The 21,932-nt window shown below is 64.6% G+C and carries 18 protein-coding genes; 3 read left to right on the plus strand and 15 right to left on the minus strand.

The window, feature by feature from the left end:
• Positions 1–337: 337 nt before the first annotated feature.
• The 10 genes from NLM32_RS31150 to flgB all read right to left on the minus strand — a co-directional run bounded on the left by NLM32_RS31150 (position 338) and on the right by flgB (position 9,468).
• Entirely contained in the window at positions 338–1,045 is a 708-nt protein-coding gene (locus NLM32_RS31150) for a glutathione S-transferase (RefSeq protein WP_254132561.1), read from the minus strand.
• A 217-nt stretch (positions 1,046–1,262) separates the two neighbouring features.
• Positions 1,263–1,943 carry a lectin gene (locus tag NLM32_RS31155; protein ID WP_254132562.1) on the minus strand — a complete coding sequence of 227 codons (681 nt, stop codon included), beginning with the start codon at positions 1,941–1,943 and terminating at the stop codon, positions 1,263–1,265.
• A gap of 146 nt (positions 1,944–2,089) precedes the next feature.
• Positions 2,090–3,100, minus strand: coding sequence for a Tim44 domain-containing protein (locus NLM32_RS31160; RefSeq protein WP_254132563.1), 1,011 nt, complete (start codon positions 3,098–3,100; stop codon positions 2,090–2,092).
• 213 nt (positions 3,101–3,313) lie between these two features.
• Complete coding sequence (cckA, locus tag NLM32_RS31165; protein ID WP_254132564.1) at positions 3,314–5,896, minus strand: cell cycle histidine kinase CckA; 2,583 nt, start codon at positions 5,894–5,896, stop codon at positions 3,314–3,316.
• 154 nt (positions 5,897–6,050) lie between these two features.
• Positions 6,051–7,130: a flagellar biosynthesis protein FlhB gene (flhB, locus tag NLM32_RS31170; RefSeq protein WP_254132565.1), complete on the minus strand. Its 1,080-nt coding sequence runs from the start codon at positions 7,128–7,130 to the stop codon at positions 6,051–6,053.
• Between the two features lie 9 nt (positions 7,131–7,139).
• Entirely contained in the window at positions 7,140–7,910 is a 771-nt protein-coding gene (gene fliR, locus NLM32_RS31175) for a flagellar biosynthetic protein FliR (protein ID WP_254132566.1), read from the minus strand.
• Positions 7,911–7,927: 17 nt separating this feature from the next.
• Positions 7,928–8,191, minus strand: a complete 264-nt coding sequence (gene fliQ / locus NLM32_RS31180) for a flagellar biosynthesis protein FliQ (protein ID WP_254132567.1) — start codon at positions 8,189–8,191, stop codon at positions 7,928–7,930.
• A gap of 102 nt (positions 8,192–8,293) precedes the next feature.
• Positions 8,294–8,602: a flagellar hook-basal body complex protein FliE gene (gene fliE / locus NLM32_RS31185; RefSeq protein ID WP_200473261.1), complete on the minus strand. Its 309-nt coding sequence runs from the start codon at positions 8,600–8,602 to the stop codon at positions 8,294–8,296.
• 17 nt (positions 8,603–8,619) lie between these two features.
• On the minus strand, positions 8,620–9,045 hold the full coding sequence (gene flgC / locus NLM32_RS31190) for a flagellar basal body rod protein FlgC (RefSeq protein WP_254132568.1): 426 nt from the start codon (positions 9,043–9,045) through the stop codon (positions 8,620–8,622).
• Positions 9,046–9,063: 18 nt separating this feature from the next.
• Entirely contained in the window at positions 9,064–9,468 is a 405-nt protein-coding gene (flgB, locus tag NLM32_RS31195) for a flagellar basal body rod protein FlgB (protein WP_254132569.1), read from the minus strand.
• Between the two features lie 361 nt (positions 9,469–9,829).
• Between flgB and NLM32_RS31200 the strand changes: the two genes are divergently transcribed.
• Both NLM32_RS31200 and fliP read left to right on the plus strand, forming a co-directional pair.
• On the plus strand, positions 9,830–10,822 hold the full coding sequence (locus tag NLM32_RS31200; RefSeq protein ID WP_254132570.1) for a flagellar biosynthetic protein FliO: 993 nt from the start codon (positions 9,830–9,832) through the stop codon (positions 10,820–10,822).
• The gene (fliP, locus tag NLM32_RS31205) at positions 10,819–11,595 is read left to right on the plus strand and encodes a flagellar type III secretion system pore protein FliP (RefSeq protein WP_148778219.1); all 777 of its coding nucleotides are present in this window, start codon (positions 10,819–10,821) and stop codon (positions 11,593–11,595) included. Before NLM32_RS31200 ends, fliP begins: the two co-directional genes overlap by 4 nt.
• A gap of 23 nt (positions 11,596–11,618) precedes the next feature.
• On the opposite strand, the gene NLM32_RS31210 is transcribed toward fliP, so the two are convergent.
• The 4 genes from NLM32_RS31210 to NLM32_RS31225 all read right to left on the minus strand — a co-directional run bounded on the left by NLM32_RS31210 (position 11,619) and on the right by NLM32_RS31225 (position 17,865).
• A complete protein-coding gene (locus tag NLM32_RS31210) occupies positions 11,619–11,852 on the minus strand; it encodes a hypothetical protein (protein WP_254132571.1) in 234 nt (77 codons plus the stop codon).
• Between the two features lie 188 nt (positions 11,853–12,040).
• A complete protein-coding gene (locus NLM32_RS31215) occupies positions 12,041–15,820 on the minus strand; it encodes a tetratricopeptide repeat protein (RefSeq protein ID WP_254132572.1) in 3,780 nt (1,259 codons plus the stop codon).
• 482 nt (positions 15,821–16,302) lie between these two features.
• A complete protein-coding gene (locus NLM32_RS31220; RefSeq protein ID WP_254132573.1) occupies positions 16,303–17,076 on the minus strand; it encodes a tetratricopeptide repeat protein in 774 nt (257 codons plus the stop codon).
• A gap of 141 nt (positions 17,077–17,217) precedes the next feature.
• Positions 17,218–17,865, minus strand: coding sequence for a FecR domain-containing protein (locus NLM32_RS31225; RefSeq protein ID WP_254132574.1), 648 nt, complete (start codon positions 17,863–17,865; stop codon positions 17,218–17,220).
• 389 nt (positions 17,866–18,254) lie between these two features.
• Here NLM32_RS31225 and NLM32_RS31230 point away from each other — a divergent pair, with 389 nt between their 5' ends.
• Complete coding sequence (locus NLM32_RS31230; protein WP_254132575.1) at positions 18,255–20,996, plus strand: VCBS domain-containing protein; 2,742 nt, start codon at positions 18,255–18,257, stop codon at positions 20,994–20,996.
• A gap of 174 nt (positions 20,997–21,170) precedes the next feature.
• Here the strand turns inward: NLM32_RS31230 and NLM32_RS31235 are convergent, their stop codons facing one another.
• Positions 21,171–21,929 (minus strand): MotE family protein, encoded by a 759-nt coding sequence (locus NLM32_RS31235; RefSeq protein ID WP_254132576.1) that lies wholly within the window; start codon positions 21,927–21,929, stop codon positions 21,171–21,173.
• Between the last annotated feature and the right edge of the window lie 3 nt (positions 21,930–21,932).

Here is a 21,932-nt window from a genome sequence, read left to right on the forward strand (position 1 = left end):
ATCGACTGACGCCGTGGTGAATGGACCTCGCTAGAGAAGGCTCGCACCTGCACGCGATTCCGATCCGGATGCGCAACGCGAGAGGCGATGATGTTCTGCAAGCCCCCCTGCCCCGACGAGCATGATCTCTCTCCCGTTCCCGATCGCTCGGACGGTCGATCCGGTCCGGAGCGCGCACAGCCGGTCGGGAGCCATCCCGTCTTTGGGCGACCGATCGCGCCCGAAGCGGCCGGTCCGGAACGGGAGCTGCCGCCAGCCTCCGTCCGGACCGGCTAAAGCTTCTTGCTTTGACGCGTTGTCTTCACGCGAACCGGTATCCACTTCGCTCGAAAACGCTCTAATGATCCAACTCGCGGTAGCGCCGGAAGATGCCTTGCTCGTTGAAGGGAATCCGGCGCTCGCTTGCGAGATAGGCCTTGATGTTCGGCCGCGCCGCGACCCGGTCGTGCAGGCCGACGAGGCCGGAGATATTCTTCTCGAACGCCTTCATGCGCTTGGGGAAGGCATAGCGCAGGCCGGCGACAATCTGGAACAGTGAGAGATCGACGTAAGTCAGGCGCCGACCGGTGACATAGGCGCCGCCATTGTCGTCGAGAAGCTGTTCGAAATAGCCGAGATATTTCGGTACGCGTTCGTCCCAGAATTCGGCGGTGCGTTTCTTCGCCGGCGGCTTCTGGTCCTCATAGTACAGCGAAGGCCCGAGCGGATGATGGGTGTCGTGGATCTCGACCACGAGGTCGGTAATGGTGAGCTGAAGCTGGTGCACCCAGAGTTGTCCTGCTTCCGTCTTCGGCGCGAGAGCGTGCCGGGCGCCGAGATAGAGCAGGATGTTGGCGGTCTGGCCGATGACGAGCTTGCCCGCTTTCAGAAACGGCGGCGCAAAGGGCGGCGTGCCCTTGTGCGCCTCCATCATCTTCATCATCGCGGCCGAGCCACGCGGGCCGCGTGCGACGTCGTCGTAAGCCGCCCCCGCCTCCTCCAGCGCCAGCCGCACATATTCACCGCGGCCCTGGATCTCGGGCCAGTAGTAGAGCTCGTATTTCATGAGACAGTCCTTTGAGACGCGCGCAGGACAAGCCTAGCACGCGACGCAAGTCCCGTCGTCGTGAGCGTCCCATTGGCCCCACACGTCATTGCGAGCGCAAACGAAGCAATCCAGACTGTCACCGCGGAGGGATTCTGGATTGCTTCGCGGAGCCTGTCATCGGGCCGCGCTTCGCGCGGACCCGGTGGCTCGCAGTGACGGAGGAGAGCTCAGCCGCTCAATTCGCCGCGAAACAATACAGCAGACCGTCGCCGCCGGTCGTCTTCAGATCGGCCTGCGAGCAGCCGCCATCGGGGCCGCGCGAGGGATGAGAGCTGTTCCAGGACTTTGACGGCTCGTCGTCGCGCAGGCCTTGACGGTCGACATGACCGAGCATCGCCGCGCCTTGCGTGCTCGACGTCCAGTTCTTGCAGGTCTTATCCTCACCCGCGGCAAAGGCGGTACCGTCGGCCTGCGATCCCGTCAGGATGTCATGCCGGTTCGGCGTGTCGCCGCGGCCGTTGATGACCTCGCCCTTCTCGCTGAGCGCGGTCTGCTTGGTGAGATTGTTGGCCGCGCTGTGCAGGTCGGCAACGTCCTTGGCGACCACCACGCCCTTGGCGTTCTGCCACGGTCCCTTGCCGATGCGGTCTTTTGCGTTGACGGCGGGCTTGCCGTCGGCCGCTTGCGTCGAAAGATAGGCGTGCCAGGTTTTTGCAGTGGCGCCGCCGGCCTGCGCCAGCTTCTGGCACTGCGCATCGGCGCCATCGAGGCCGCCGAGATCGGCGCCCTTGCCCGGACCGTTGGAAGTCACGAAGAACGTCATGCCGGCCGACTGCGCCTGCGCCGATGGCGTCGCAAGCAAGGCTGCAGCGAGCGCGAGGCCTGACACCGTCACGGATCTTGCGATGCGGATCATCCTGTCCTCCCAGTTGTGTTTGTATTTGGCCACCTGATGTCAACCCGACGCGCGCCCGCTTATTCCGATGCCGCGATGCGAGACGTCCAAAAGAAAAAGGCGCCGTGCTGGAAGCACGACGCCTCGGTTTCTCATGTCAAGCGCGATCAGTTGGTCTGCTGGATCGCCGACAATTCCCAGGCGCTGCCGGGGCGGCGAGCAAACGTCCAGACTTCAGTGACTTCGCCCGGCTGCTCGCTGCCGGCGACGATCGCGCCGGTGTTGCGGTCGACCGTCTTGTCGGTGAGCGCGAAGCGCATCGCCACCGTCGCATAGTCGGTCTCGCCTTCGCGCCAGGCTTCCGCGAGGTCGCCCTGCAACAGCTTGACGTTGGTCACCTTGTTGACGGCATTGCGCGCGCGGTTCTCTGCGAGGTCTCTCTCGAAGTAGGAGACCATCTCCGGGGTCGCGAGCGTGTGCAGCTTTGCAACGTCCTCGTTCGACCAGGCGGCCTGGATATCGCCAAGCAGACGCTCGAATGCTTCGTAATCGTCCGGCTTGATCTCGAGCGGCGCGTTGTTGGCGCCGAAGCCGAAGCCGCCGCCAAGACCACTGCCAAGGCCACCACCGAGGCCGCTGCGATAGTTCGTCTGCGGTCCCTGACCGGCGCTGCCGTCAGCGCCGGCATAGGCCGCCTGCGGCGCGTTGCGGCGCTGCCACCAGGACATCGCCAGCCGCACCACGAACACGACGAGCACGATCTGGATGATCAGACCCAGGATCGACGAGAGCCCGCCGAGGCCGCCGAACAGGCCACCGCCGAACAGCATGCCCAGAAGGCCTGCGCCGAGGAAGCCGGCCGCCAGACCACCCAGGAAGCCGCCGCCGCGGCCGAACAGGCCGCCGCGCGCGGGCGCAGCCGTGTTCATGCCGGCGCCCGGCTGGCTGTAGGTGCGGTTGAATTGCGAGGTTGAGCCCGGCGAGGTCGTGGTCGACGGCGGGGCCGAGAAGGTCCGCGAACCGCGCGAACCCGACGAGACGCCGCCGCCGACGCGGGCGTCAGCGGAGGAGATCGCAAGCGCCGTCGGCAGCGCGAGCGCCAGAACGACGGCAATCGTCTTCACCAGACTGCGGGACCATTGCGAGAAATTCATGTTCGTTTCCCAAATCCCCGGCATGGGGACGCGCTCCTAAGATGGGCAGCCTTCTACAAAAAGGAAGCCGGTTTCGGAACCCCCGGCTGCGGCCCTCAGTCGCGGGGATGTGGCAAAAGCCCATATTTGCCGGGGAGTTGGCCGAATGCGGGAGGGAACTGTGGTCGCGGATTACCGGCGGGTTTAACGCGATATCCGCGCTGTCGTCATGGCAAAAGCCAGGACGACAGCTGAGCCTCACCCCTGCTTCGTCATCGTCTCCTTCACCGCCGCCACGAGCTGGCTGAGCGTGAACGGCTTTGGCAGGAAGTCGAACTGCTGGCCCTCGGGCAGGCTCTTCTCGAAGGCATCTTCGGCGTAGCCGGAGACGAAGATGAACCGGATGTCGGGGTTCTTCTCCCGCATCGCCTTGAGCAACGTCGGCCCGTCCATCTCCGGCATCACCACATCGGAGACGACGAGATCGATGCCGCCGCTCTGCTCCTCCAGCACCTCCATGGCCTCGACGCCGTTCTCGGCTTCGACGACGGTGTAGCCGCGCGAGCGCAGGCCGCGTGCGTTCAGCGCGCGCAGACCCTCTTCGTCTTCGACCAGCAGGATGGTGCCCTGCCCCGTGAGATCGGTGCGCGGCTTCGCCTCCGCAGTTGCAGGTGCAGCTTCCTTCGCAGCACCATTGGTCGCGGCAACCGCCGCGGGCTGCTCGACCTGCACTTCCGGCTCGGCGTGATGGCGCGGCAGGAAGATGTGGAACGAGGTGCCCTGACCCGGCTCGGAATCGACGTAGATGAAGCCGCCGGTCTGCTTGACGATGCCGTAGACGGTGGACAGCCCGAGGCCGGTGCCCTTGCCAACTTCCTTGGTCGAGAAGAACGGCTCGAAAATCTTGTCGCGGATGTCGGCGGGGATGCCAGTGCCGGTGTCGGCGACCTCGATCCGCACATAGTCAGCCGCAGGCATGCCCTTGTAGGCGAGCTTGCCTGCCTCGTCGGTCGCGACATTGGCGGTGCGGATGATCAGCTTGCCGCCGTCGGGCATGGCGTCGCGCGCGTTCACCGCGAGATTGACGATGACCTGCTCGAACTGGGAGACGTCGACCTTGACCGGCCAGAGATCGCGACCATGGATCAGGTCGAGCTTGACCTTCTCGCCGATCAGCCGGCGCAGCAGCATGGTGAGATCGGACAAGGCATCGCCGAGATCGAGCACCTGCGGCCGCAGCGTCTGTCGCCGCGAGAATGCGAGCAGCTGACGCACCAGGGTCGCAGCCCGCGTCGCGTTCTGCTTGATCTGCATGATGTCCTGGAACGACGGGTCGGTCGGCTTGTGCGCGTTCAGCAGGAAGTCGTTCGCCATCATGATGGCGGACAGCACGTTGTTGAAGTCGTGAGCGATGCCGCCGGCGAGCTGGCCGACCGTCTCCATCTTCTGCGACTGGTTGATCTGGTTCTCCAGCGCGCGCCGCTCGGTGGTCTCGAGCATGTGCACGATCGCGGCTTCGGCCTCGTTCTCGGCCGCATCGACCGGCGTGACGAAGAACTGGCCCCAGCGCTCCTTGGTCCCCTCCAGCGCCACCTCGACCGGCGCGATGTCGGCCTGGTTTTCGGCGGCCTGATTGATGGCTGCAATCAAAAGGTGGCGGTCGCGCGCGTTGACGGCGCGGAAGATCGACTTGCTGGCGCTGTCGAGCCCGAGGCCCTGCGCGAGCTTGGCGTAGCGCGCGTTCGCCCGCACGACGTTGCCGCCGCGCTCGACGGTGGCGATCGCCATCGGGGTGTGGTCGAAGAAGCGCATGAAGCGCACTTCGGCTGCACGATCGGGATCACTGCGCTCGTCGCGGGCCCGGCTGATGACGAGCGTGCGCGACGGCCCCGGCGCGCCGTCGGCACCGAAGGCGAGCTTGTGATAGAGCCGGACCGGCATCGTCTTGCCGGTGCGCATGCGCAAATCGATGTCGAAGACTTCGGTCTTCACTTCGCCCGGCACCGCCACGATCGCGCTCAGCAGCGAAGCGCCGTCGCCGGAGACGATGTCGGCGAGCTTCAAGCCGCCCGAGCCGATCTCGGCGAGATCATAGTCGAGCCAGTTCGCCAGTGTCGCATTGACATAAGCGAGCTCGCCGGCGGGATTGACCGAGAAGAAGCCGCACGGCGCGTGATCGAGATACTCGATCGCGTGCTGAAGCTCCTGGAACACGTCCTCCTGGCGTTCGCGGTCGCGGGTGATGTCCGCGATCGACCACACCGCATATTTGGCTTCGCGCTTTCCGGTGCCGAGCGGACGCACGCGCATGCGCAGCCAGCGCCCGTGGCTGCCGTCCTGGCCGGAAATGCGCACTTCTTCCTGCTGCCGTTTTCCTTCGCGCGCAGCTTTGAGCAGGCGGAACACGGCTTCCGAAACGTCGGGATTGCCGATGAAGACGCGCTCGACCGGCCGCACGTCCTGCGGGCCGGAGGCGCCGGTCAGCGTCAGATACGCCGCATTGGAATAGACCACATGGCCGCGCGGATCGGTCACCGCGAGGCCGTCGAAGGCGTGATCGGCGATGCGGCCCATCACGGGATCGTCAAGGCTGCGATCGACGAAGCGGATGATGCCGGCGGCGAAGGCGAACAGATTGAACAGGCCGATCATCGCCAGCACGGCGAGGATGCCGAGGATATAGGGCTGCGCCTGCGCGCGTCCGAGCGTCATCAACCCGATGGCGACCGCGACAAGGCCGGCGGCCACCAGGAGCACCAGCACAATGCTGCCCGAGCGCGGCGACGGCTCATGCGCCGCAACGGGCTCGCGTGACAGGTCGTGGTCGGTCTCGGCGGTCATTTCACGCTTGTGCAGCCTGTCGGCAGAGAATCAGCGCGCTACGCGGCGCGTGGGGTCCTCCCTGCCTGAATTGGACCCGCGGACGCAAGGGCGGCAGGGGCGAAACGTACGCTGATTCCCAGTTTACAGCCATTTCCGGTACTTTTCGGGGGTTTTATTGCCGCGCGGCGCTGAAACCGCGCTTCAGCCGGATGACGTAGCCGATGACTTCGGCGACCGCATGGTAGTGCTCGACAGGGATTTCCTTGTCGATTTCGGCGGTGGCGTACAGCGCGCGGGCCAGCGGCACGTTCTCGACGATCGGAATGTCGTGCTCGCGCGCGATCTCCCGGATCTTGAAAGCGAGATTGTCGACACCCTTGGCGACGCAGATCGGCGCCGACATGCCGCGCTCGTAGGACAGCGCCACCGAATAGTGGGTCGGGTTGGTGATGATCACGGAGGCCTTGGGAACCGCAGCCATCATGCGCTTCTTGGAGCGCTGCTGGCGCAACTGCCTGAGCTTGCCCTTGATGTGCGGGTCGCCTTCGGACTGCTTGAACTCTTCCTTGATCTCCTGGAGCGACATCTTCTGCCGCTGGAACCAGCTGCGATACTGGAAGAAATAGTCGCCGATGGCGATGATCGCGAGCGCTGCGACCACCGCGCCGAGCAGATGGACCGTCAGGCTGGTAATGGCGCCCATCATCGCGGCCGGATCAAGCTTGACCATCGCCTCCATGCGATGCCGCTCCGGCCACAGGATCGTGGTCATGACCACGCCGAGCACGATGAGCTTGCCGATGCCCTTGAGAAAATTGGCGCCCGCCTGCTTGCCGAAGATGCGCTTGAAGCCGGCGGCGGGCGAGAGCTTGCTGAATTTGGGCGTGAGGGATTCCGCCGACCATACCAGCCGGTGCTGCAGCATGTTGCCGGCAATGGCCGCGATCACCAGCATCAGGAGCGGCACGCCGACCGCCGCCAACACCGCGACCTCGATCTGCTGCATCAGCGCGAGCAGGTTCCCGCCGTCGGTCTTGATCATCCAGGAATTGGCGAGCAGGTTGCGCAACGGCATCAAGAGGCCGCTGCCGACCGAGCCGGAGAAGGTCGAAACCACGAGCGTGCCGCCCGCGATCATGAACCAGGTGTTGATCTCCTGGCTCTTGGCGACGTCGCCGCGTTCGAGCGCCTGTTCGAGGCGCTTTTGCGTCGGGTCTTCTGTTTGACTCTCTGGATCGTTGTCTTCCGCCATCGATCTCTCTTATTTCAACGGAAGCATCTGGTGCATGACACCGATGAAGTAGTCGAGATAGGTGCCCATCATCGCCGCAAGCACCAGGGCCAGCACCATGAAACCCACGAAGATCGACAGCGGCACGCCGACGAAATAGACCTGCATCTGCGGCATCAGCCGCGCCAGCACGCCGAGCCCGATATTGAAGACGAGGCCGAACACCAGGAACGGCCCCGACAACTGCAAGCCGAGCAGAAACGCGGCCGAGAAAGCCCGCGTGGCAAGCGAGGCGATGTCGCCGCTCGACACCGTCTCGCCCGGCGCGAAGATCGCGTAGCTGTCGTTCAACGCAGCGATCACCAGATGATGGCTGTCGGTGGCGAACAGCAACGTCACACCCAGCATGGTGAGGAAATTGCCGACTAGGACGCCCTGCTGCCCTTGCGTCGGATCGACCGAGGTCACGAAGCCCAACCCCATCTGCTGCGCGATCACGGCGCCTGCGACCTGGAGCGCCGACAGCGTCACGCGCGCGGTCGCGCCCAGCACGATGCCGATCACGATCTCATGCAGCATCAGCACCAGCATCGGCGCGAGCGAACCCATGTCGACCTGATAGGCGTTGCGATGCAGCGGCAGGATGATCAGCGTCAGCAGCAGCGCGATCGACAGCTTCACCCGCGTCGGGATGTTGGTCTCGCCGAGCCCCGGCAGCAGCATCACCATCGCGCCGACCCGGGCGAAGGCGAGCATGAAGGCCGCGGCAAGCGCCGGCAGCAGCGAGACGTCGATGCGCATGGTGGGCGCATTGTGCCTTACCCGCCGATGATTCGCGACGAGATCCGCATCATGTGGGAATGGAGCGCGTCGGCCATGAACGGCAGCGCCAGCAGCATTGTGGCGAAGATCGCCAGGATCTTCGGCACGTAGACCAGCGTCTGCTCCTGGATCTGGGTCAACGCCTGGAACAGCGACACGATGACGCCGACCACGAGGCCGACCACCATGGGCGGCGACGACACGATCACGATGGTCCAGAGCGCATCGCGCGCGACGTCGAGGGTCTCGGGTCCGGTCATTGCAGAATTCCGTTGTTGGTTGTCTTGATGGCTGCGAATGGTGAGTAGCGAATGGCGAATGGGAGCAACTCCCCACTCGCCATTCGCTACTCACCGCTCTCGTCAGATCGGCATCTTCATGATGTCTTCGTATGCCGCGATCACGCGATCGCGGACCGAGACCAGCGTGGACACCGCGACGTCGGTGTCGGCGACCGCCGTCACCACATCCATCACGTTGGCCTTGCCGGAGGCCATTGCGACGGTCTGCGCGTCCGATTTGCGGCCGGATTCCATGACGCTGCCAACCGCGTCTTTCAGCAGCGAAGCAAAGGACTGCCCGCTCGCCTCGCTGCCCTTGCCGGCGCCGGTGTTTTCCAGCACGCGGGCAAGGTTGGCATAAGCATTGGCCGCGATTGTCGGTGTTGCCATGGCCTAGGGTTTCCTGTTCAGCTCTTGAGGATGTCGAGCGTGCGCTGGATCATCCGGCGCGTTGCACTGATGATGTTGACATTGGCCTCGTAGGACCGCTGCGCGTCGCGCATGTCGGTCATCTCGACCACTGAATTCACGTTGGGATACTTGACGTTGCCGGTGGCATCCGCCGCCGGATTGCTTGGCTCGTATTTGACGCGGAAGTTGGACTGGTCGGGCTTGATCTTGCCGAGCGTCACGACCTGCGCGTCGAGCGCACGGTCGAGCGCCGAGGAGAACGTCGGCACCTTGCGCCGATAGGGATCGCCGCCTGCGATCGGCGCGGTCGAGTCGGCATTCGCGATGTTTTCCGAGATCACCCGCATGCGCCCGGCCTGCGCCCGCAACCCGGAGGTCGCGATCGCCATCGAGCGGGCAAAATCACTGCTGTCATTCGCCATGGTCTGCGTCCTCTAGCTCTAGCCCTTGCCGATCGCGGTCTTCAGAAGATGCAGGCTCTTCGAGTAGAGCGAGGTGACGGCCGCATAATCCATCTGGTTGTTGGCGGACTTCATCATCTCCTCCTCCAGATTGACGGCGTTGCCCGCCGGACGGGTCTCGAAGCCCGCGTTCTTGTTCTGGTCGAAGCTCGAGGCCGCGCCTGACGGCGTCATGTGCGAAGCGCTGGTGACGGCCATGGCGAGAGGCCCCATCGAGCCCGCCGGAGCGCCGGTCTTGTCGAATTTCGGCTCGACCAGCTCGCGCGGGCGGAAATTGGGGGTGTCGGAATTGGAGACGTTCTCGGACAGGACGCGCTGGCGTTCCTGGTGCCACTGCATCTTGGTGCGAAGCGCCGACAGCACCGGAAGATCGTTGATGGACATCGTTGCGGCTCCTTCCGCCTCTTGCGGGCCCCAAGTGCGGAGTGTGGCCCGAAGCTAGGCAGAATTTGCCGCGTGTATGGTTAACAGGTGGTTAAGGCGAGGCAGATGCGTGTTTCTGATTGAGACACGCATTGTGTCCCCCCGTGATTCTACGCATTCCAAAAGCCGTATTAACCCAACCGCTTGGCGGCCCACGCACAGGCCAAGAAGTCGTTTTGGATCGGGCGATTCATAGGTTATTAAGGGTTGGGGACGGCAAAACTTGCCGCGGAACGTTAAGAGATCGCAGTTTTTGGGGCATCGCACGCCGGTGGTTGGCTGACCATAGGCACGAGAGAAGCGCCATTTGCCGGGGACAGGTATGAACGGTAGCCCTATCACTTTCATCGTCGCGTTCATCGTCGTGCTGGCGTTGATCGGCGTCGCGGCGTGGCTGGTCCGCCGATTCGCGACCACCCGGCTCGGCGCCAACACCCAGCGCGGCAGGATGCCCCGGCTTGCGGTGATCGACGCGGCCGCCGTCGATGGCCGCCGGCGCCTGGTGCTGGTGCGCCGTGACAATGTCGAACATCTCCTGATGATCGGCGGTCCGACCGACATCGTCGTCGAACCGAATATCGTGCGCGCCGCAGCCGGCCGCGACCAGATTCCGCAGCGTTCCAGCGCCGCCGAGCCGCCGCGCCTCGCCCCGATGCCCGATGCCGGCAGCTGGGCCGACGAAGCGCCGCGCCCCGAAGTGCTCGACCATCCCGAGCCGCAAATGCCCGAGCCGCCGCCGCGGCCCGCACGTCCGTCCTTCGCCGACGAAGTCCGCCGGCCGGCGCCCGCTCTGGCCGAACGCCGCAGCGAACCGGCAATCGGCGGTTTCTCGCCGGAACCGATGCCGCCGCGTCCCGAGCGTGAGCCCCGCCCCGAGCCGATGCCGCCGCGCGTTGCGCGCAGCGAGCCGCCGTTGATGCCGCGCCCGCCGCGCGCGAGCGAGCCGGCCAAGGTGCCGCCGGTGCGTGCCGAGCGCGCGGCCGCGCCACCGCCTCCGCCGCCCGTGCCGCAGGCTCCGCCGGGACTACAGGCTCCGCCCGTTCCGCCGCCGGCCCCTGCCGCCGCGCCATCGAGTGCCGAGCAGAATCTCGCCGAGATGGCCCAGCGCCTCGAGGCGGCGCTCCGTCGTCCGGCCGGCGAGACCATCGCCCCGCCGGTTGCGCCGGAGCCGCCCGCCGCTCCGCCGCGCGCCGCCCGCGCCGAGCCGCCGGCCCCTCCCGCGCCGCCGGCCAGACCGGCTCCGGAAAAGACCAGCTTTGAGAATCTCGAAGACGAGATGGCCTCGCTGCTCGGCCGTCCGAAGCCGTCTTCGTGAGGCTGCCGTCCTTCCCGCGTAGAGTTCTTGTCCCTTCTGTTCTGATCGCCGCGGCCTTGCTCGCCACGGGTTTGCTTGCCTCGCCTGCGCATGCGCAGGACATCAGCATCAATCTCGGTGGCGGCGGTGCTGGTGGTGGCGGCGTCACCGAGCGCGCGATCCAGCTGATCGCGCTGCTCACGGTGCTGTCGATCGCGCCGTCGATCCTGATCATGATGACGTCGTTCACGCGCATCGTGGTCGTGCTGTCGCTGCTGCGGACCGCGATGGGCACGGCGACAGCGCCGCCCAACTCGGTGATCCTGGCGCTGGCGATGTTCCTCACCTTCTTCGTGATGGGGCCGGTGCTGCAGAAATCCTACGACGACGGCATCCGCCCGCTCGTCGCCAACCAGATCGGCGTCGAGGACGCGCTCCAGCGCGCCTCCGTGCCCTTGCGCGGCTTCATGCAGAAGAACGTGCGCGAGAAGGATCTGAAGCTGTTTCTCGATCTCTCCGGCGAGCCGCCGCCGGCAACGCCCGATGAGCTTGCGCTGCGCATCCTCGTCCCTGCCTTCATGATCTCCGAGCTGAAGCGCGCCTTCGAGATCGGTTTCCTGCTGTTCCTCCCCTTCCTGATCATCGACCTCGTCGTCGCCTCGGTGCTGATGTCGATGGGCATGATGATGCTGCCGCCAGCGACGATCTCGCTGCCGTTCAAGCTGATCTTCTTCGTGCTGGTCGACGGCTGGTCGCTGGTGGCGGGAAGCCTGGTGCAGAGTTACGGGGGGTAGTCGCCGCGATTTCCGCAGGCGCCTTACTTCACGTCATACTGCTTGCTGAGGTGATCGCCGATCTGCACCAGCATGGCGACGCTTTCGGGAAAGCCGGGCTTGTCGCGTGTCGCCTGGTCGGCATCGGCACGGAACTCCCAGCTGTCGCCGTCGCGGACGATCGAGATGGACATGCCCTCGGGGCCGTCGGTATGGACCTTCAACTCGGCGCGCGCCATGGCGATGAGTTCGGCTTCGGTCTTGGCAGGCTTGCTCATATCGTCGTTCTCCCGGCATGAAGGTGCACAGGTTGCCGTCTCGCCCGGCACCTGTCGAGAGGCCAGAAGTAGCAGGGTTCCTAAAGCGCGATACGCGCTTTAGGTTATTGTTTGAGCATGATCTCCGCGCAAACGCGTTCCGCGTTTGTCGCGAGGGAAAACCGCGGCGCACTTTTCCGGATCATGCTCTATCGCGTCATCTTGATCTGCCGCACGACCGGGATCGTCGGCAGCGAGCCGGTATGATCGGTCTCGTCCTTGGCCTGCGGGGCGGCCGGTGCGCGGGCGGTGGCGTCGGGGAAGCGCTGCTTCATCTCGCGGAGGAAGCCATCGAGCGTGTCGACGCTTGCGGCGAGTTTTGCAATGTCGGCGAATTCGGCGCTGGACGCCGCGGCCGGCTTGCTGGCGATGTCGAAGGCGAGCCGGTCCGCACTCTCGCTCATCAGGGGTGCGTATTTCTCGCGGAAGCGTGACAACCCGATCGAGTCGTCGGCAAGCGCATAGCCGACGGCGGCGCGGATGATGTCGCTCTTCTCCACCGCATTGAGCGGCTTGAAGTCGCGGAAACGGTCGCCGTAATAAAGCTCGATCTGCTCGGCGGATTCGCGCCAGCGACGACCTGCCCAGAAGATGTCAGACCGCAGCCGCAGCACCTCGCGGCCACTGACGTTGGAGACGATGTCGAGCGCGAGATCATGGCGGCCGACGTCGCTCTGCGCCCGCGCTTCCAGCAGCAGGCGCTGCTGCCGCAACTCGCCGGAGAGATCGCTGATGCGGCTCGCGCGCAGCGCCGTGATCGCCATGTCGGGCTTGCGGTTGGCGAGGTAGATCATGGCAAGGCGCGCGGCGACCTGCGCGCGCGCGGCACCTTCGAGGCGGTGGTCAACCTGGTATTGCAGCAGCTCGGCGGCCTGGTCGAGCAGATCGATCGAGGCGAGACGATCGGCCAGGCGGCGGATCAGCTCGTCACCGCGGCGGCCGATCGGCGTCAGCTCGCGGAACTCATAGAACATCCCCAGCGCCTCGACCGGCGGCAGCTCGTCGCCCTTCGGCCCCAGGAAGATCTGCGTAAACAGATCCGACGCCAGATCCTGCGCCTGGCGCGAGGCTTCCGCATTCGGCTGCAGCTTGGTCGCGGTCCGCGCCGCGGTGAGCGCGTCGCGATAGCGCCCATTCTCGGAATAGAGCTGCGACAGCATCTGCAGCGTCTTGACCTCGATCGCGTCGCCGCGCCACGTCATCGACAGCGTCTCGAGCTCCTTCAGCGCATCTTCCTTGCTGATCTCGTCACGTTTCTGCCGCAGCGCGACCTCGAGCTGCTTGGCTTCCGCCGCTGCTTGCCGATCATTCGAGGCGACCGCGAATTTGTAGTCGTCGAGCGCGTCCTTGTCGTGACCAAGCGCCTCGGCGAGCCGGCCGCGCAACACGGCAAAGCCGGGCGCAGCTTCCGGCGACACGCCGACCACCTCGATCTCGCCGCGGCGCTTGGAGGCGCCGGCATAGTCCTTCACCTCGAGCGAGGCGCGCATCGCATCCATCGTCACGATGCGCTGGATGTCGAGCGGCAGCGAGGCGATGGCGAATTCGACATTCTTGAACTTCTCGCGGGCATCCGCCCATTTGCCCTGGCGCGCATAGGCGAGCGCCTTCCAGAGCTGCGAGTCGTGGCTGTTGCCGATCACGGGATTGGCGAGATCCTTCAGGCCTAATGCAGGCCGTCCGATCAGGATGCTCGAGATCGCATGCACGATCAACGCGCCGCTCTCCTCCTTGTTGAGGGGATCGCTCAGCATCAATTCGGTCACGGACTTGGCTTCGTGATACATCGCGCGCGACATGTAGAACTGCGCGAGGTCGAGCCGCGGCAGCGAACGCTGTGCCGGCTCGACGGCGGAGATCGCCGCAATCAGTTCGCTCTGGCGCGTCCAGAACTCTTCCGACTGGCCCTTGCGCCAGCCCTCGGGATTGAAGACCGGCCGCACCGCAGTCGGTGCGCGCTCGGCCGAAACGTCGACCGGCGACAGCGTCAGGCCGCCCTTCTTGCCGAGGATGACCTTGTCCGATCCGACCTCGACGCCGACCTCGTCGGAGTTCGGCCGGATCGCGATGCCGTGGGCGGATTCCAGCAGCGAGAGATCGACGAGATCCTGCCGCTTGATGAAGCCGCGGACCGGCCGCTGCGCGGTGACGACATAGAGCATGTCGCCGGCGTCGGGATCGGTGAGCTTGTGCATCAGGCCCGGATTGGCGAAGGGGATCGCGATGTTGGCGAGCGCGGGATCGGTGATGTTGCGCGACATCATCAGCGGCAGCGGCGTTGCCTGGATCTTGTCGGCGAGCGTGAGCAGCCAGTTGGTCTCCTTGCCGACCTCCTCGCTGGTCAGCGAATAGACCAGCGGACGGGTGAGACGGATGCGCACCGCCTGCCCCTTCTCGAGCGGCATGCGGCTGACCTCGCCGATCATGGCACCGCCTTTGGTGCGGATCGCTTCGACGTCGACCGGCTTTGGCGAGTCGAACACCAGCCACACCGTGTCGCCGCGGCGGAACGCGGCGGCGGGCGTTGAGACCTGAAGCGGGAACGTCACGCGCAGGCCGTCGCTGTCGCGCCGCGCATCGACACTCGCCGCCGCGGGCGGTGGCGAAGCTTGGGCTTCGACGGGCGCAGCCTTGGCCGTTTCTTTGGGTGCTTCTTTCGGCGTCTCCTTGGCAGCTTCCTTGGGCTCTTCCTTGATCGGTTCCTTCGCGGCTTCCTTCACGACCTCTTTGGGCGCTTCGGTCATCACGGGCTTGGCAGGAGCGGCAGGCACGGCGGCTTCCGTCGCGGGTGGCGCGGGCTTGGGCGCTTCGGTGACGCGCGGAGCTTCGGTCGAATTTATTGCCGCTGCCGGCTTCGGCGCCTCGGCGGGCGGCATCGCCGCGGGCGTTTCCGGCTTCACCTCGGGCTTCACGTCAATTTTGGCTTCGCGCGCGATCGTCTCCGAGGTCGGCGGCTTGATCTCGCCATGGGCGTCCTTCGGCTTTGCGGCCGCCGGCTTTTCAGTGGCCGGCGCCGGCCCGTGACCGCCGGCTTCGGCCTTCGCGATCGCCGCTTCAGGTGTTGCCGCCGTCTTGCCCTTGTCGGGCTGGAAGGCGATGTCGACGACGTAGTTCTTGTCGTCGCGGAAGGAGTGCACGTCGGAATCGCCGATCAGCGCAATCTCGACGCTGGTCTGGTCGATATCGGACTTCTGCTTGATCGACGCGACGTTCGGCGGCGCGGCGACGACGGCATCTGCAAGGTCGAAGCTGAGATTGGCGTTGAAGGCGAGCGTCAGCTTCTGCTCGTTGAGCACGGAAGAGACACCGACGCCGTCGGGCATCTCGAACACGAAGCGCACGAAGGTCGGCTGCATCGAGGCGCGCACGCGGATCGGCGGACGCTTCTTGCCTTCGGCCGCGGCGCGCTGGGCGCGCAGCGCGCGTTCGGCAGCCCGCGCGCGCTCGGCGAGTTCCTTGACCACCTCCTGAGGCAGGCTGGGCGGCGGCCCCTTCCAACCTTCCGGCATCAGATCGACGAAGGTGCGCTCGCCGGCATTCATGGTGTTGACGGTGACGCGCCGCGCCAGCGACAGCCTGATCGCGCTGCCGTCGGGATCGCGCCGGGCCGAATTGACGTAGTCGGGCGCGGCTTCCGGCACCCGGTCGACGGGAACGTCGACGGGACGATCGAAGCGGATGATGAGGATGGAGCCGGCGGTCGTCACCTCGGAGGGCACGTCTTCGCCGAGCTTGATCACGAGACGGGCAAAACCGCCGCCGGCTGAAAAGCTCGCCTCGCCCCGAACCGTATCGGCCGCTCGGGCACTATTATGAAAGCCGATCAGCAGGCAGGCTGCGAGCAGTGGTGCCGTGCGAATATGACGAGACAACGCCTGCGCCAAAGCGCGGGCTCGCGACACAAATCCAGCGGCAGCCTTCTGCGCCATTGGCGGCATTTCTTCCGGTTCGGCGGGTCATGCCGGCACTGGCGCCGGCCCGTGCCGTCGACTGTAGGTTTTGCCAATTAAGGACTTGTTAATGCTGTAATGAGGACTTGATCCGGCACAGGGTGACGCGACGCCTTGCTCGTGGACCGAGACGTTCGCGCGCGGAATCTGGGGAAGCAAAGGGTTAAGGAGGTGTTAACACCCCGTCGTCGCGCGCACCGTCATCGGCCGCGTGGGCGCAAAAAGACGGCCAATCAAGCACCGCCATCGGCCGGCAAGAAACTTATCTCGCCTCGCGCTTCGCGAACTGACTGCATAGTCGATCGCTCTTCCGAGATTCGACTCTCGATGTACTCACGCTCGAGATCCGTCAGCTGCGTGTTCAACAACCGCTGATAGCGGCGAATGCTGTCGTGAGCTCGAATGAGCGCGAACCTTGCATCCATATTCACCTCCGATTCGCTCCGCGTGACCAGGCCAACTCAGTCGGAGGCGACGCCAAAACGTGTGAACTCGTCGCCGATGTTCCCCTGAATTGTCTTGGCTGCCGAAATGTCGGCATCCCCGCCAATCCCGTCACCTTGCTTCAGTTTGGCAAGCCCGCGGCCAAAAAGCGCGCTGGCCAATGCCGGGGCAGCTCGCAGGGCAGAATTGTAGTCGTCGATCGCGGCGCCGAATTCACCCATCTTCAGGTGGATCAGTCCGCGCGAATCGTACACGGCAGCGCTGGTCGATCCCGATTGAAGCGCTCTGTCGCAATCCTCCAGCGCCGCCTGCCAGGCGCCGAGAACCGCCCGGGTCCAGCATCGTCCGCTCCATGCGGACTGCAGGTCGGGCTGGAGACGAATTGCCTCGTCGTAGTCGCGCGCCGCGCGCTGGTGGTCCTTCTTCTTCAGATAGGCTCCGGCGCGGTTGACGAAGGCAGCGCCGTAGCCGGGATCGAGCTTGATCGCACCATCAAAGGCTTCGATCGCGAGTTCAAATTCGCCTTGCCTCAGATGAGCCACGCCGCGGTTGTTGAAAGCCTTCGCGTATGTCGGATTGAGTGTGATCGACTGATCGAAATCGCGGAGCGCCCTGTCGTAGTCGCCCCTTGCGGTGTAGGCGTTGCCGCGATTGTTATAGGCGATGGCCAGAGCTGTGGTCGGACCTTGACGCGCCTCTATGAAAGCCGTGCAGGCGTCGATCCGGGCATCGAGCGGGGTGGCACCGGTCCCGTTGCATAATTCGATCTTGCTGAGATAGCTGTCCTTCACCTTGGCGTTCTGGGCTGCGACCGGCAAGCCGACCAACAGCAAGACGACAAGCGCGATTCCGCCTTCAGCCATAGAGAACCTTGCTTCCATGTCAGGCTCCCGATCTTCTGAGATCTGGCGATGGCACGGTTAGCACCAATTCTAGCAGCCGCGGCAAATGTTCAGATTGAGCCTGTGCTCGACCCTTTGCTCGGCTTTGGGCGCCCCCGCTGCGCCGGACTTCTTCGTATACTTGTTCTTGCCCTCTTCGATGAGAGTGGAGAATCTGGTGGTTCCGTCGTCCGAGATTTCGACGTGAGGTGTGGTGCCTCGAATGCCCATCGTGGCAACCGGCGTTTCGATCCTCATGTCGCCGGTCTTCGCAACCTGGCCGGCAACAAAAACGAACGTCCCCCGGGTCAGATTGAAAACCGTCGAATTGGACTTCCCGGTCGGGTCGTAGACATATTCGTCCATCGTCATGTGCGCGTTGCTCGACAGGTTGAACGAAGTTCCATCGACAAAGTTGATGCCGACCCGTCCGTCGGCACCGGTTCGGACCACATCGCCCGAATAGACGGGATCTCCGATCTTCGTCTGGATGGCGTCGCCCGCGACGTTTGCCTGGACGATGGCGGCACCCGCATGCTCGATGATGACCGAGCCATCGGCCGCCACAACTTTCCCGATTGGCGTTGACGCCGAGTCCAGCACGGCACGACGCGGAGAATCGCTCTGCGCCTGGACTGCGCAGGCGGCCTGCGCGAGGACGAGACCTGCCACGAGAATAATCGTTGCACGAGTGCCCATGGCTTCCTCCTCTAGAAGATATCGTCCTTGAGCATCCGAACGGCTCGGACAGCGTCGGTGAAGCCATCCCGCATCATGGCAGACCCGTCACAACAAGCCACGACAGGCAAAATGGTTATTCCGGCTTAATCCGAATGGCTGATCGCGGTGCCCAAAAGAGCCACTATCCGCGCCCGGCAATTTCAAACAGCTTTTCTCAAAGCCGTGGCATCCGGCAAACGACAGCAGTTCTGCCGTGATCCGCCTGGGCGGAATTCTCGGAGACCACGGCCTTTAGCGGGCCTGACTGACGTTGCCGGCACAAAACTGTTCCCGATCGCGTGACGCGGCAAGCCGGCCAAGGTACGGCGACGGCTGAGGCCGACTGTTTGGGCAATCGGGGTTGAACAATGTTCGGCACGTCCACTGCAAGGCACGGGGACGAGCGCGAAGCCGCCGCGGCCCCGCACCGCCAAGTGAGGACCGCGACGAGCGGCGCTCTTGATGCGCCCGCTACCCAGATTCGTGAGCGGGCCTCTGCCGGGGGCTTCGGGATGCTGTCGCTCACGGCATTGCTCCTCTCGATGATCAAAGAGGTCGAGGCGGCAGACCCGAACGTAACGTTCCTCGACGACGATACGATTGCGTACAAGGACCTTGCGCACGGCACGTTCGAGCTCACCACCAAGGAGGCCATCCCGCGGCACATCATCGTCGAGGATCCCGGGCAAACGGTCGTGCTGAGTAAGGTCGGCTCCGGGGTTTCCGTGAACCAGCTCGACAACAGCGCGACGCGCATGGAGGAGCTGCGGGCGGTCCAGCAGGAGGCGCTCGAAAATTTCGCGAAGGGATATGGCACGCACGGGTCCGGCACCCCTCCGTTCGTCAAATCCCTGCCGCTGGAGCCGATCCATTTCATAGCGCCCGACGCACCCGCGACGCCGAACACACTGCCAGCGGTGCCCGTCATCATGATGCCCGAGATCATGATCGTGAAGACGCCGCCGACCTTGAATGCTCAGGCGCCCCCGCTTGAACTCGACACGGCCGTGTTTGACGTCTTCACCGCAACGAGGGGAACGTTCAGCGCCAGCAGTTCCAGCTCCAACGCCGCGCTGACTTTCGCCATCAGCGGAGGCGCTACGGGCAATACCGTGCTGGATGGAGCAACCTACGACGTATCGAAGACCAGCGCTTTTGGCACGCTTTATCTGAACAGCACGACTGGCGCCTATGCCTTCGTTCCCGACAATGACGCGATCAACGCGCTGAAGACGTCGACCACCGATAGCTTTGTGATCGCCGTGTCAGACGGGTCGCTTTCGGCCCAGCAGGTCTTCACGATCAACATCAATGGGGTCGACGACGCGGCGATCATCTCCGGCATGACGACCGGCACATCGATCGAATCCGGCGGCGTCGCCAATGCCTCGTCCGGATCATCCGTCACGACCGGCAAGCTCTCGGATGTCGATGTCGACGACCCCGCCAACACTTTCACGGCCGTCAATTCGCCGACGCCGAGTACACACGGCTACGGCACTTTCACGATGACCGCCGATGGCGTCTGGGCCTACACGCTCGATCAATCCAACAGCGCAGTACAGGCGTTGAACATTGGCCAGACGCTGACCGACACTTTTACGGTGACGAGCATCGGCGGGACCCCGCAGTTGATTACCATCACGATCAACGGCTCCAACGATGCTGCCATCATCTCCGGGACGGCGACCGGCACCGTAACGGAAGCCGCGTATGGGACGCGCGGGACACCGACCGCAACCGGCAGGCTCACCGATACGGATGTCGACAATACTCCCGACAGCTTCACGCCGGTGACCTCGCCAAAGGTGAGCGACCACGGTTATGGCAGCTTCCAGATGACGGCAGACGGTGTCTGGACCTACCTGCTCGACAACGCAAATTGCGCCGTCCAGGCGCTGAACGCCTGCGATACCCTGACGGACACCTTCACGGTGACCACCATCGACGGCACCGCGCAGGTGGTGACGATCACCATCCACGGCACGAACGATCCCGCCATCATCCGCGGCTGCACCACAGGCTCGGTGACCGAGCCCGACTGCGAGGAACGAGGCAAGCCGACGGCGAGCGGCAGACTGACCGACACCGACGTCGACAACCCGCCCAACACATTCACGCCGGTCACTTGTGCGACGCGGAGCGCGGGCGGCTACGGCACCTTCACGATGACCGCCGCCGGCGTGTGGACCTACACGCTCGATACCACCAACTGCGCCGTAAAGGCGCTTTCTTCCTGTGACACATTGACCGACACCTTCACGGTCACCACCATCGATGGCACGGAACAGACGATAGCGATCACAATCCACGGTGCCGACGATCGCGACCATTTCGGTCACGCGGCAGCTCACGATGCCGCCGCCCCGTCCCATCCTGCCGCGATCCCCGAAGACAATACGGCTGCAGATGGTTTGGCCGCCGTTCAGACGGTGGCTGCGAGCACCCACGACGCGCGCACCGGTGACACCGCTGCCTCCGGCGAAAGTCCGGATGATGGCAAGATCAGTTCACAGGACAGTTGCGATGCCCATTCTGGCGAACACGAGCGGAATCTTCTTGCCAGTAGTTCCAGAGACGACCATTTCGTCTTTGCCTCGACATCAAATCCCGGTGCGGCGCGCCCTGATATCGTCTCTGCATTCAAGATAGACTCTGAGCGCATCGACCTGACGGCTCTCGGCGTCGACCGCAGCATCCACTCCGGCACAGGTCCCATCGAGACGTCACACCATGAAAATCAGTTGCTCGAGCAACATCCCCGGGACCCGACAGGCGAGAACGACCTTCCTCGTGTTGCCTGGGTTCGCCTCGGGGACTCATTTCATTTCAAGCAGCCAGCCCCAGACGGTTCGGGTGTCCTTGCGCCCGAGCCGAGGCACGCGGCGGCCGAACCTTACGCCACCAAGGGTGGCGCTTTGCATGACCACCGCTCGGGCTCCGGCGCAGGATTGGATGATCCCTCGGACCCGTCCGGTCATCACGAACATGCCGGCGTAGTCCATGGATTCGGGGCGGCGCCGATGCCTGAACTGTCCCCGCTGCACATTGATCCAGCTCACGGGCCAGGCTCAACTCACGCCCTCGTACCGCACGATCTGATCGTGTGATGCCCGCAGGGCGACGGGGTCTTCAATGTCGCCTTCTCGCGCAATCCGACGCGGAGAGAGACCGCTGAGCTCGACCGGTCGCGAACTAGACGCGCAGGACGTCCAGCCGCCTGCAGGCCGAACGACCGCGCGATGGCGCGCAGGTTGCCGCCGCGCGCCGCGCCTCTCGAGCCCTCAATTCGGCTTTTGCGTCGGCTTGCCGTCGATCTTGGGAAGATCACTGGCGGAGGCAGCCTGATCCCCGCCCCCATTGGCACGGCGGGCCATTTCGACGGTCAACCGCTCGGCCGCTTCCGACGACATCAGTCCCAGGATGTCGGACATCTTGCGCGGGGCGATCGCCGAGGCGATCTCGATCAGCACCCCCATTTCCAACCGGTCGAACACCCGCGCCGCGTCCTTGGGCTTCATGCCCTCATACATGGTCACGAGGCCCTTCAAGCGCTGGGCCTCGGCGGCCTTCTGCTCGGCCTGGGTCGCGGTGATGCGGGATTCCACCGCCTTCATCTCCTCGACCTTGTCCTCGATGCGCTTCTCGGCCGACTTCAAAAGGCTCTCGCGGATATCGATCTCGCGCTGACGGGACTCGATCTCCTGGCGGCGCGCCTGCAACCGTTCCAGGATCGCGCGCTCCGAGGCCGAGACCTGCGGCTGGGCCTCGTCCATCTTGACCGGGGTACCCTCCATCTTGGTCTCGGGCGCGGCCGGCTTGGGTGCTTCCTTCGGCGCGCCATGCGTGGACCCGGTGATGTCAGGGTCCTCGCCCCCGGGGAAATTCAGATTCTCCTGCGCCCAGGACTTTTTCACCTGCTTCGGCTGGTAGTCGAAGACATAGCCGCCATTGATCACGAGCCCCGCCACTTTCAGTGTGGCGAGACCTGCGACCGCAACCAGGACGACCGGAATGACGCGGATGTTACGAAAGGACTTCATACC

The sequence above is a fragment of the Bradyrhizobium sp. CCGUVB14 genome, assembly GCF_024199935.1.
GTDB lineage: Bacteria > Pseudomonadota > Alphaproteobacteria > Rhizobiales > Xanthobacteraceae > Bradyrhizobium.